Origin of the sequence: Rugamonas aquatica, assembly GCF_009380215.1 — a bacterium.
GTDB lineage: Bacteria > Pseudomonadota > Gammaproteobacteria > Burkholderiales > Burkholderiaceae_D > Rugamonas > Rugamonas aquatica_B.
Genome location: NZ_WHUG01000009.1, coordinates 69,072 through 80,852 on the forward strand (window position 1 = coordinate 69,072; position 11,781 = coordinate 80,852).

The following is an 11,781-nucleotide window of genomic DNA, read 5'->3' on the forward strand; positions in this document are numbered from 1 at the left end:
GGAACGGGAATGGCAGCGGCCCGACGCGGTGGGGACCGACGGCCAACAGGGTGGGGGCAGACGGCACACCGGAGCGGGTGTCGTCTGCGGTACAACTCATGAAACATGGCGATTGCCAGATCGCCACAGACTCAAGGCGTTGCTTTCGGCGTAATACAGCGCCAACACCAACCGCCTTTCCATGCCACTGAGACTTTCCAGCGGCACGCATTCGACTTCATGGACCTTGCCGTCATCAGCCAGCAGGTTCCAACCGCCAACAATCTCCTCGGCGGAGGCCAGGGAGCTGGCGGGGAAAAACAACCTCCGACACTTCAGCTCCTCCTCCAACCATTCCGCAACCAGACCTTCAACAGGACCGACGGCGTCATCGCGCAACAGCCGCCACTGCGTCAGGGCAACGCCACCATCGATGCGCAACAGCGCACCATCGGACAGCCGGTCCTCGACCACTTGTAAAGCTACCAAACTCATCGCATCCTCCATACAAAAAAAGCGGGAGGACAGCGATCCCCGTAAAGGGCGAAGTCGCCCCACGGGGTGATAAACCAGAACCAAGTTCGGCCTTGCGTGCTAGACGGCGCACCAGGAACGCTTGTCCAGCAAGAACTGCGGCCAAACCACGTTGTAGAACATTGAAACCAAGACGTAAACCGTCGTTGCTTATGGCTGGATGTAATGCTGTCGGCTTCGCCGCAGACGGCTACCAGCTGCCATCACGAAAAATCTTTGGACGCAGAACGCCAACGAGGGCGCAATCGCCTCGAAAGATTTTTCCCTCGCGCCCGGTGCCGGACGCCTTCCCATTGCGGGGTACTACATGGTGGTCTATGCTTGCCGTTGCTCGCAGGGCTAGCTTCTGCATGTGGATCAATGTAGGTCGGGCGCATGCCGGCGTCAAGCCTGCTGAAAGCACATAGCGTGCAGGAAAAGTTCACAGCCTGCACCTATGGTCGGCACCACGGTCCCGGTCTGCAAAGCGCCTTGCCTATCCGCCGACTTCGCCGGCAACCGAGGCTAGGACATACAGCTACTTCAGCACGGTTGCCGACGATTAAACAAGACTAGGGTCGCGCCCAGCGGGCACGCGGGAACAAAGTAAGCAGCCGCAACTCTTTGCCGCCGTTATACTTCCCTTCATCGATAGGAACTTTAAGAGAGAAGGCAAGCATGAGAGCTTTGGTGTGGGTGTACATGGCCAGCGGCCTGTTGAGTGCGTGCAGCGGAGATGAGCGAAGCACCGCGAGCCCAAGCGCGGCGACCATCGCCAACGCCAACGCCACTGCTGCCAAAGCGCTGCCGTTCAACATCGAGAACGCGATGTTGAGTGACGCCTTTCAACACAATCTCAAGCTCGCCAAAGTTGAGGTCGGCGTAAGCGGCGGTTCAACCCTGGAGTGGGCCGCTACGTCGATCGCAATTGCCGAAGCGCTTGTCAGACTGGGGGCGGATTCTGTTGAGGTGTCGGTGCGGCGTAACGAGATCACCCAAACGCAAGGCGTGCGCTTCCGCGAAGTCACCCATACCTATTACAGCCCAAATCCCAGCCGCTCTGTGTGGGGGCGGGGCAAGAGCTGGCAGTTATTGCAGGCTGACGCAACGCATCTGGCAACCCAGCAAGATGTGGCCATCAACGACGAATTCGACGCCCTCAATCAAAAGTTCATCGATAAGGGGATGGACCTTGACGCTGCGGAAAAAAAAGCCGGATCGTTTGTGGCAAAGAAATTCCATCTTGCACCGGATTGGCGCCTGCCGGGGGGGGAACATGTTGGATGAATTGCCCCGTGAGTCGATTATCGTCGACGCATCGCCGGCAGCAGACGGCCTGGCCAAGCTGACTATCTGCCTGGGTGGGAAAGTGGTCCGCATGATGACCGCGTGCAGCGGCGACTAGCCTGTGCCGTCCTCGCGGTCGAGGGAGGGCGAACCGATCCGGAGACGCCAGGCCGGCACGTCCTACAACTGCGCCGAACGTTAACACTTTCTCCATGGTAATATTTGCCTGGATCCGGCAGGTTGTAACAGGCTCACCAACCTCCGGACTTTTTGTTACTACCCTGGTGGAAAAACTTGAAAAAACTGTTCACTTACACGACTGCGTGCGTCTGCACATTGATTACGGCGGGATGCGCCAGCCTTCACACTTCTTCTGATCGTCAAACGCCGGTGATCGTTCGCGCGCAATATCTTGCACCGCGCAACGATCTTACTGAGCGCTTTATGAGGTCACAGGATTACCGCCGTTCGAACAACTACGTTGTCAAGGTCGGGGAGCCCATCATCAGTCATCGCGGCAGTCCGGCGCGTGCCGTACAGTGCGAGTCTGATGTGTTGTGCCGGCATGCTGTCACGCTGGATGTGCTGGATATCCAGGCTAGCGCGATGGGAAATAGCCAGGTCAGAGTGACAGGCACCGTGCATTCGCAGATCGGGCGACACCTCGCCTTCGACATGCAAATGGGCATTCAAGGTGCTGGGGGACCGAACTATCACTTCGAAGACGAGATCGGTGCCGCAACTCCACTCCTTGACGAAGGGAAATGGGACGTTCCGTTTAGCGCGGTGATCAAACTGGGCGAGAAGTTTGAGGTGCCGGGAGTCGCCGATGCCAAGTTCATTATCTTTGCTGAACAAGCGAAATACTAATGAAGCATCGCTGTCAGGAACGTTTCCTAGCCTGCCGCAAAGATGATACCTTCAACCCTGTCACCGGCGATTCGTTTACACGCTCGCCCCGTACGAGATCAGCGCAGGAATCCCTAAGGGCGGTCGCTTCTATTCCAGCAAATCCAAAAAGCCGCCATCCCCTCATGGCGCTGGACACCGCATGCGGCGGCCATCACATTTTTCATCGCCAATATCGCCGCTTAATTCGCAGAACTACCGTAGAATTTCAGTCATCGCTGTTTGGTTTTGTTCGAGAGGTTAAGAGCTCAGCATGCGGCACGGGATGGCCATCAGCATTGGCGATTCCGGGACAAGTGCTCGCCGCTTGCGGAACCAACGACACGTTGTCAAAACGCAGAACCCGGGACCACTCAGACAACGACAATGTGCTACACAGGCGGATTGCTGCCCGCAGGAGTGACGGCCCCTCGCGCGCAGTCTGCCGCACCCGGACCCGTGCTGCGAAATTATTGAACAACCAGACTAGACTACAGAACCATGGATATAGTTCAAAGCAAGCTGTACTACTTCACGAAGTCGTGGAACCAGGTACGCACGATCGCGCCTGCGCCAGCGTATCGCGGACAGGCGATGTGGGCGGTCGAACGAACGGCCGGTGCTAATGCTGGCAAACGCATGGACGTTCCTGCATCCGCTCTGGTGACGCGACGACGCTGACAAGGAGATATCCGGTAATGCTCAAACTGTACGCGCGGCGGAGTAGCCGCTCGACACTGGAACTAAACGCCGCCCCGGCAACTGACACTTCTTACACAGTTGCTTCTTCGAACGCGAACTGTACCCGATAAGTCACCAGCTTCAACCCCGGAATGGCCTTGGCCGCCCACCGCACCGGCTCCGCGAACCCACTAGCGACCAACATGGCGCGTGGCGGCTTGCCCTCTTTCTGGGCGTACCATCCCATGTACCGGGCGATTTGGCCGATGGATGAGTCCTTCGCTTCGCCTGCTTTCAACTCGATGATGACCGTGCGGCCTTCGCTGTCGCGCGCGAGCAGGTCCAGGCGTCCGACGTCGCTGGATTCCTGGCGCGAGACAAGCGTCAGGCCGGGTTCGAGCACGTCGAGGTGGCTGACGATTTGGCCTTCGAGGTCACGCTCTAGGCTCAAGCTGCTCTCCACGTATTCCGTGAGGTCTTGGGGTGTCGATTCCTCAACCACGGATGCGGCAAGCTCGCTCGTATCTACCGATGAATCGAGTGTGAACACGACCCTCCTGCCTTTGATGTCGAGCGATGCCCGTCGGCCGGCATCCAGCCAGGACTTGGCGTGTGCTCGACTTTCTTCTTTGTTCGTCCACATAGTGGCGTACTTCTTGGCTGACTCTGGCAAGCCACTTGGAATGAGCCTGTCTAGCTCATCGAAGGACAGCGCGACTTGAGCTTCCGGGTTGGACAGCAATACTGCGGTGAGCGGTGCGTACCGGGACATGGGGGCCTCGTTGTGTGTAAACGGTAGCCGCCAGTTTACAGCTGCGATTGAGCGGCTGACAACAACAAAGTAGTATCTCTTTAACACCGGCGGGCCGCCAAATCAGCAGCTTCCATTTGTCCATCGGCCAAGCGCACAAGCGCCTTGCGCTTTGCGGCGCCCAGACCAACCTGCCACGAGCCACAGGCGGGGCTATGGTCAGTTTCCTCGACTCGCAGATAGATGCTTCATCGCTGCTTTGGCTCTGGATGGAGAGTGATTTAGAGAATCTCAAATTGCGCAACAATGGCACCATTCGCTTGCTGTGCCCAGTCCACGGGACTCAACTTGCTGTATTGCGGCCGCTGCTGGTTGACGAGCATTCGAGCGATTACCAGCATCTCGCCGCTCACTTTGGTATCGCCTGCAGCCATCCGCTGGATACCACCCATGATGGCGGCAACATTACGGTATTCGCCCGGCCGAATCAGTCTGGCGGCCAGCGCGGTGGGCTTTGCGCCCCCCCATCTTCAACTGGTGGGCGTCCGCGCTGTAGCCATCGCTGACGCGTGCCGGCGACGCGATGCCGCGCTCGCGGCCGATGGTGCTGGCTGGCAGCTCCGCCTCGATATCAATGAGAAAAATAGTCCGCTGGGAAGCGGCCTGGCGAAATAGTCGATAGTGCTCACAATAATCCACGGTGGAGTTGCCAGGAGCGCTACGCGCGGGCCGCAGGAGTGAACCAGCTTGCGCTGATAAATGGTCAGCGGCCCAGTGCCGGCCATCCACGCGGGCATGTTGTGCCGCACCTGATGCGTTCGATGACCGGGCGCCGGCTGCGAGCCGGCCAGCGCTGGGCGCTATGTTTGATACAAAACAAGCCTTAACCTTATAGATCTGGTATTTTCCCTTTTTGTTTCTTCACCCTGCGATCCCCAACATTTCTCGGATGGACGTTGGAGGGCCAGGTCGACTTCCACAACCGCATTATCGGGCTGGCGGCCAGGCAAGTGGGCATCATTCAGGCGCGCGACTGAGATCGAACATGCCGCGGCCAGAACCAAGAGCCACGTCGAGCTGCGCTCCTGCTGCGTCTTTCCCCTAGCCTGTTACTGGATTAAAGCGAGGACACATGACGGCATTACTAACCATCGCTCGCAGGACGTCGGCCGCCATAGGCATCGTTTTCGCCATGTCCGCATTAGGCGGCCTGATGTTGGGGATAAGGGCGCGCAGCGGTGCGTTCCTGGCCATCGCCTGCATGAGCGCTGGTTTCGCTCTAACGGCGGGTATGTGGTGGCATCTGTCGCGCAATCCCTCATACCGTCGCCAATTCATGGGCCTGACGCTGCTCAGCGTATGCTTGGTTTCGGGATTGGCCCTGTACAGCAATCTGGTCTATCTCCTATGGGGAATCGGGTTGCCGCTGGATATAGGAACTGTAAAGGCAGGAAAGATGGGAAATGCGTATTGGCTACCGCCGCTCACGCTCCGGTATGCGGTCGTATGCTATGTCGGACTGACGCACTTCGCCAGCAACAAGCAGTGACACGCCGACCGAGGTGCTGTGCCCATTTCGTTACCGCTCCTACCGGTGCGGGTCGGCGTACACGCCGGCCAACAAACGCTGGCGGCCCGCTGAAGTCTATCTCGCTGAGCGGAGCTAAGCCGGCTCCCCGAAGAACGACCGATGTTGCCGACCGGCGCTCCGGGCCACACCGGGTTACACTCGCCGGCAAGATAAGTCTGGCACGCACCACGTTGCAACAGTCCCTGCAAAGCACGTACGCGGTATGCACGAGAAACCCCGATTGCCTGACGCACTTTCGAAGCTACTACCGCAGACGCGATGCCGCCACTCGACAAGCGAACGTCATGACGTATCAACCGGGGGACTTATGGCTATTGGGCCGCGGCAGTTTGAGCAGGATCCCCGCACCCAACAAACCATGCAGCGCCAACGCAGCGAGAGCCGGCAATGCCATCCATTCAGGCCGGTCCCAAAGCGGTGCACACATGGCGGTCGCAAGCAGGCACCAGCCCGCGGCGGCCCAATTGGAACCGTCCGATGCCGCGCCCAGCAACATGGTGCCTCCGATCAGGCCGCACATCATCATCGGCCGCCATGGACCACCGTAGCCGGCCACGTGCAGCGCCACCGCGCAAAACAGCAGCAAGGCGCCGCTCCCGACGTACCAGCCAGCCAGGCAGCATTTGCGGGGCACGCCCGCGCCGCGCCAGCTGCCATGGTTCATCCACAGCGGGTTCGCGGTGGGTCTCCAGCCGCCGACGCCGCAGGCCACCGGAACGTCACTGAGCACCGGACGGTAGCTGCCGAAGCAACGGTCCCACAGCAATAGCACGCTGCCGAAATTGCAGTTGCGGTAGTAGGACGCGCTACCGTGGTGGGCCAGGTGGTTGGTTGGCGTCACGATGACGCGGTCCAGCCATGGGGTACTGCGCGCCAGCGCCGGGTTGAGATGGTTGTAGAACTGTATCCCGTAGTGGATGGCCGACACCGCGAGGAACACGCCGGTGCTGACACCGGCCACCGCCAGCGGCAGCATGAACGGGAGCGAGGTCAATGACGAGTACCAGGAGTTGCGTATGCCCAGCGACAGGCTGAAGTCGCGTCCCTGATGGTGCACCTCGTGTACTTTCCACAGCAGCGGTATCCGGTGGTGCATCCTGTGCATGCAATAGAAACACAGATCCCAGCCCAGGAAGCCGGCGACCCAGATGCCGGGCCCCAGATGTCGCTGCAGCCCCTCCCAGCCGACATTGCGGAACACCAGGTCGTAGCCTGCCACTTCGAGACTCCGCCCCACCCACATGATCAGATGTCCTGAGCCCAGATTGGCGGCGATCTCATGCCAGTCGGCGCCGGGCAAACCGCGCCGCCGCAGCAGGCTGCGCTCCACGACCACGGCCAGCAGCAGGATGACGAAGGTGATCCCGTAGCCCATCATTGCACCACCCTTCCCCATGGCCTCCGCAACAGCGCGGACATCACTCCGGCCAGCAGTCCGAGAACGATACCGGCAGCAAGGTCCAGCACGCCGTGGCGCTGCGTGGCCACGATCGCGTAGCCCATCGCCAGTCCAAATCCCGCCAACAGCAATCCACGCCCGGGTTGGCTTGAACGCCACAGCGACCACAGGCATAGCACGGTCAGCGCGCCATGCAAGGAGGGAAAGCAGTTACGGGGGCTGTCCCAGCCGGACAGCCAGTGCAGTACGGCGGCGCTGGGTCCGCTGCTGTAGGGCGTCGGCCGCACCAGCGAGGTCGGCCAGCACAGGTACACGGTGGCCGCGGCCAGCGCGCATAGCAGCATGGCGTCGCGCAGCCATTCCACCCGGTGCGCCGAACTGCGCATGTAGGCCGCCGGCACCAGCGGGAACAGCAGCAGGTAGATCCACACCGCCGCAGGATGCAGGCCGATCATCCGGTCCGCCGGTCCCGGCTGCAGCAGGTGCGTGGAGCCGGGCGCCAGTGCGCCGGCGCAATAGGCCAGTCCCACCCCGCCCCAGCCGGTCAGCAAAGCACGCAGGCGACCGCCCATGTCACCTCCCCGCAGGTGGAAAGAGCCGCACAATGCGGCGCCTCTTTTCACCCAGAAGAGGAACCGGAGCCGCGTCGAGCAACTGCCAGCGCAGCAATTCGACGTCCGCGCCCTGCAGGGCCAGCACGCCCTCCAGATGACGGCGCGTGTGCGCCAGCTGGAGCGCACCGATTGCGCTTTGCAATTCCAAGGTGGCCACGCCCAGCTGGCGCAAACGGTAGTCGGCTTCGGCCGGCAACGCCTGTGCCAGTGCGCGAGCGACCAGATCGGCGAACACCGTGACGACCCCTCCCCGGTGCGCCGGCAACTGCAGCTGATCGTCGCAGCGGCCGTCGATCGCCGCCACCGCCAGCGTCACACGGCCGCAGCCGCAAGGTCGCTCGTGCACATGCAGCACGTCGTCGAGGCGGTAGCGGATAATTGGCTGGGTCATTCTGCGCAGATCGGTGATCACGGGCACAAACCGCGTGCGCCTGGCATCGAGCCATTCTGGCTCAACCAGGATATCTTCTTCGTTAAGGTGCAGCACGCCGTGGCTGCATCGCACGCCCAGAAATCCCTCGCTGGCCTGGTAGATCTCGCCCACGCCGGCGAATGCCCGCGCCAGCAGGTCCTGGTCCTGTGGCTCCAGCACTTCGGCCACCGACAGCGCCCTGGCTGCGAGCGGCGCCATCCGGCCATTGTTGACCTCCATCGCGATCGCCCGCAGCACCTGGGCCGGCGCCACCACATAGGTGGGCTGCCACAAGCACATGCGCTTTAATTGCTGGACGAAGGGCTCGAACAGATCGAAGAACCGCAATTCCAGGCCACCGGCCCGCACCGCATGGTACAGATTGTTGTCTGCCCGCAGGAACAGGGCCACGCGTTGGCGGCCGCGCAGTCCGCGCGGCAGGACGCGCGCCAGCAGCGCGCCGACCCAGTCACACTGTTCGCGCCGGCTCACCACAAACACGCCGCGCTGGCCGGACGTCCCGGACGACATGCCGACCGAGATACCGTGCAGGGTCGGGAGAAAATCCCGGCTGCGCTCGGCACGGAGCGCGGTCTCCCACACGTCAGCAATGCGCAGGCCGGCGGTGTTGATGCGGTCGAAGTGCGCCAGCATCCGCACTTTGTCCATCGTCGGCCAGGCCATGTGCGGCAACTCCGCATATGCGCGGTAGTAGGGACTGCGGGCCGCCACCCGCGGCAGTTGGCGCGCCAGCAGCGCTTGCTGGTGGCGGCGCAGCTCCGCGCCGTCGCGAAAATTGTAGTGACGCGTGCGGTAGTAACTCCGCACGCTCCAGTATATCGGCAGCGGACTGATCATAATTCCTCCGGTTCCGCCCGACTGGCCTCGGCGTGGCTCAGGGCGATGGTGGCGCCGCCGCTCAAGGCCAGCTTGTGCAAGTCGGCCAGGGTGGCGTAATAGGCGCGCCGGTCCGGCTGCAGCAGGAAGCTCAGTTCGGAGGGGCCGCGCATTTGCAGTACCGAGGCGTCGCTCCATGCGGCGTCCCCGGCCAGCAGCACCCAACCGCGGCTGGTCGCCACGAAGGCGCCGATCTGACCGTGGGCGTGGCCGGGCAAGGGCACCAATATCAATTCGTTGGGCAGCAGCTGCCAGCCGCGCTTGAAAGGGTGCAGCCGGGGCGGCAACGGAACCTGGCGCAACCATTCGACAAAGTGTAGTTGCTCGTCCAGACAGGAAGGCAACAGCTCTGGCAGGAAGCCGCGGCGCAGCGCCGCCAGACCGTGCAGATGCCGCACAGAATTCCAACCGGCGGCGCTGCAAAATACTTCCAGATGGCGGAAATCGTCCAGGCCGGCCATATGGTCAGCGTGCCAATGCGAAATCACCACCTTGTTGATGTCGCCAGGCGCCACTCCCATGCGGCTCAACTGCGCCGTCAACAACGCTTCGGGGTTCAGCTCGGCCGGTGTGAGCCAGCCGTAAATGCGCCCCCAGCCGTGGCTGACCGCTTCAAAAAAGCGCGGCGCGTAGCCGGTATCGAACAGCAGCAATTCGCCGCTGGCCGCTTCGATCAGATACGCCCGGCTCGGAAACGAGCGCGCGCGCCAGCCACCGCCCTTGATGGCCATGCAGCCGGGATGGCGGCAGGAGCCGACGATCAGCGAGTACACGCGTGCCATGGGCTTCCCCAACTGCCTCTCTCGGCCAGCGCTGCCTGCAGCCGCACCCGCGGCGCATAACCCAACAATCGTTTGGCCCTCTCATTGCAGAGTGTCATGTCGTAGCTGAGCACGCCAATCCCGTAGCGGGTCAACGCCGGCGCGCGTCCAGTGCACCTTGCCAGCAATTCGCTGGCGCGAGCGGCCAGGTCCAGCGCCCGCGCCGGCACGTTCACTATCCGGGGCGGCGCGGCGCGCGACTCGGCCAGCATCTGCAGTGCGTCGCACAGCCGGACCGGCCCATGATTGGTGATGTTGAACACGGCGCCCCGCTCCAGTCCCGGGCGCGTTGTCGCCAGCCACATGGGGTCGACGACGTTGGCGCTGTATGTCAGGTCCAGCTTCACCTCGCCCCCGCGCGGCAGCGGCAGGCGGCCGCCAGCCCGCCGCTTCAGCCGTTCCAGACGCGGCAGCAGGGACTGGTCATACGGCCCGACGATGGCACGGGGCCGCAATACCACAACGCGCATATCCGGCCAGTGCTCGTCGTTGCGCTGCAATTCCTGCTCGGCCATCGCCTTGCTGTAGGCATAACTGTTCACGTAACGCATCGGCCGGAAGTGTTCAGGCACCTCGTACCGGTGTGTAAAGTCGAAGTACACCGCCGGTGTGGATACGAACACAAAGCGCTGTACGCCGGCCTGCGCGCTGGCGCGCGCCAGCTTGACCGTCGCCTCGCAGTTGTCGGCCATGAAGTCGGCGTGCCGCCCCCACAGCGCCGCGCGCGCTGCGCAATGCCAGACCGCGTCCACCCCTTGCAACACCGGCCGCAGCGCGTCCTCCGCAACTGTGGCCAGGTCGATCGCCGTAAAAGACGCCCCGAGCCCCTGCAGCCGGGCGCCGCGCCGCAGATCGCGGCCCAGCGCGTGCACCGCGCAGCCGCGCTCCAACAGCAGGTCCACTGCATGACCACCGAGGCCACCCGTGGCGCCGGTCACAAGTATGCGTTTCATAGCGCGAGCACCATGCCGCCCAGGCTCAACCCGGCTGCAGTGCCAATCAGCAGCAACCTGCTGCCCGTGCTGGCGCGCTGCCCGTCCAACGCGTGGTGCAGGGCGCTGGGCATCGAGGCCGCCACCTGGTTGCCGTGCCGCGCATAGATGTCCACCATGCGCTCCGGCGCGATCCCCAACTGGCGGCGCATGTGCTCGATGCCCAGGTGGCTGGCCTGGTGCGGCACCACGAGGTCGATATCGGCCAGTGTGACGCCGGCGTCGCACAACAGGTCTGCGACGAAGGCGCCCATGTGCTGCGACGCCAGGCGGAACACGCCCTTGCCATCCATCTGGAACAGGTAGTCGGCGGGCACCGCGGCGGTACGCGGGTTGTGCGCCGTGCCGCCGCCTCGAATCTGGCACAGCCGCGCGCCTTCGGGATAGGTGGCATAGCGGAAGCTCTCGATGCCGCCGCCGGCGCCGCGCTCCAGGATGATCGCTGCCGCGCCGTCGCCAAAGATCAGCGACGCCTCCGGCGCGTCCCAGTCGATGCCGCGCGATGCCAGATCGACCGCGACAACCGCTATGCGACGGTACTGCTGGTCAGCCAGCATGCCGGCCGCCAGACGCAGGGCCACCAGGAAGCTCAGGCAACTGGCGTTGACGTCGAAGGCCGGCACCCCCGCTGGCACGCCGGCATGCTGCGCGATGAATACTGCGGTGGCCGGTATCGCTTGCTCAGGCACGGCGCACGCTCCTATCACCAGATCCAAGCCCGCCGGCGCCAGATCGGCGCGCCGCAACGCATCCTGCAGGGCCTGCGCGCCCAGCCTGCTCTGTCTCAGGCTGCCGTCGGCGAAATAGCGCTGCGCGACCCCACTGCGGGATTCACAGTAGCCGCGCGCATGGTGCAGCATGCTATCGAGTTCGCCGCTGGTGACGCAGTTGTCGGGCAAGGCGACGCCACTGGAACGTATGCGCAGCGGTATCATGGCCAAGCCTTGCTGGTGCCG

General features: G+C 62.8%; 13 protein-coding genes. 5 read left to right on the forward strand and 8 right to left on the reverse strand.

All coding sequences use genetic code 11. From position 1 onward, the window contains the following. Positions 1-96: 96 nt before the first annotated feature. Positions 97-474: a hypothetical protein gene (locus GEV02_RS20890; RefSeq protein WP_152839908.1), complete on the reverse strand. Its 378-nt coding sequence runs from the start codon at positions 472-474 to the stop codon at positions 97-99. Positions 475-1,170: 696 nt separating this feature from the next. Between GEV02_RS20890 and GEV02_RS20895 the strand changes: the two genes are divergently transcribed. From GEV02_RS20895 to GEV02_RS33150, 3 genes are all read left to right on the forward strand, one after another. Then, positions 1,171-1,779: a hypothetical protein gene (locus GEV02_RS20895; RefSeq protein ID WP_152839909.1), complete on the forward strand. Its 609-nt coding sequence runs from the start codon at positions 1,171-1,173 to the stop codon at positions 1,777-1,779. Positions 1,780-2,073: 294 nt separating this feature from the next. Further along, positions 2,074-2,649, forward strand: coding sequence for a hypothetical protein (locus GEV02_RS20900; protein WP_152839910.1), 576 nt, complete (start codon positions 2,074-2,076; stop codon positions 2,647-2,649). Between the two features lie 519 nt (positions 2,650-3,168). Beyond that, positions 3,169-3,348: a hypothetical protein gene (locus tag GEV02_RS33150; protein WP_152839911.1), complete on the forward strand. Its 180-nt coding sequence runs from the start codon at positions 3,169-3,171 to the stop codon at positions 3,346-3,348. A gap of 91 nt (positions 3,349-3,439) precedes the next feature. On the opposite strand, the gene GEV02_RS20910 is transcribed toward GEV02_RS33150, so the two are convergent. Then, positions 3,440-4,120, reverse strand: coding sequence for an endonuclease NucS domain-containing protein (locus GEV02_RS20910; RefSeq protein ID WP_152839912.1), 681 nt, complete (start codon positions 4,118-4,120; stop codon positions 3,440-3,442). Positions 4,121-4,314: 194 nt separating this feature from the next. Between GEV02_RS20910 and GEV02_RS20915 the strand changes: the two genes are divergently transcribed. Further along, on the forward strand, positions 4,315-4,665 hold the full coding sequence (locus GEV02_RS20915) for a hypothetical protein (protein ID WP_152839913.1): 351 nt from the start codon (positions 4,315-4,317) through the stop codon (positions 4,663-4,665). 566 nt (positions 4,666-5,231) lie between these two features. Next, positions 5,232-5,648: a hypothetical protein gene (locus tag GEV02_RS20920; protein ID WP_152839914.1), complete on the forward strand. Its 417-nt coding sequence runs from the start codon at positions 5,232-5,234 to the stop codon at positions 5,646-5,648. A 334-nt stretch (positions 5,649-5,982) separates the two neighbouring features. On the opposite strand, the gene GEV02_RS20925 is transcribed toward GEV02_RS20920, so the two are convergent. The 6 genes from GEV02_RS20925 to GEV02_RS20950 are packed head-to-tail and all read right to left on the reverse strand — an operon-like array spanning position 5,983 to position 11,760. Further along, positions 5,983-7,068, reverse strand: coding sequence for a sterol desaturase family protein (locus GEV02_RS20925; RefSeq protein WP_174999231.1), 1,086 nt, complete (start codon positions 7,066-7,068; stop codon positions 5,983-5,985). Continuing rightward, on the reverse strand, positions 7,065-7,661 hold the full coding sequence (locus GEV02_RS20930; RefSeq protein ID WP_152839916.1) for a phosphatase PAP2 family protein: 597 nt from the start codon (positions 7,659-7,661) through the stop codon (positions 7,065-7,067). Before GEV02_RS20930 ends, GEV02_RS20925 begins: the two co-directional genes overlap by 4 nt. A 1-nt stretch (position 7,662) precedes the next feature. Continuing rightward, entirely contained in the window at positions 7,663-8,973 is a 1,311-nt protein-coding gene (locus GEV02_RS20935; RefSeq protein WP_152839917.1) for a F390 synthetase-related protein, read from the reverse strand. Continuing rightward, positions 8,970-9,794 carry an MBL fold metallo-hydrolase gene (locus tag GEV02_RS20940; protein ID WP_152839918.1) on the reverse strand — a complete coding sequence of 275 codons (825 nt, stop codon included), beginning with the start codon at positions 9,792-9,794 and terminating at the stop codon, positions 8,970-8,972. Before GEV02_RS20940 ends, GEV02_RS20935 begins: the two co-directional genes overlap by 4 nt. Beyond that, positions 9,773-10,786 carry an NAD-dependent epimerase/dehydratase family protein gene (locus GEV02_RS20945; RefSeq protein ID WP_152839919.1) on the reverse strand — a complete coding sequence of 338 codons (1,014 nt, stop codon included), beginning with the start codon at positions 10,784-10,786 and terminating at the stop codon, positions 9,773-9,775. The genes GEV02_RS20940 and GEV02_RS20945 overlap by 22 nt, the downstream gene beginning before the upstream one ends. Next, positions 10,783-11,760 (reverse strand): 3-oxoacyl-[acyl-carrier-protein] synthase III C-terminal domain-containing protein, encoded by a 978-nt coding sequence (locus tag GEV02_RS20950; protein WP_152839920.1) that lies wholly within the window; start codon positions 11,758-11,760, stop codon positions 10,783-10,785. Before GEV02_RS20950 ends, GEV02_RS20945 begins: the two co-directional genes overlap by 4 nt. Between the last annotated feature and the right edge of the window lie 21 nt (positions 11,761-11,781).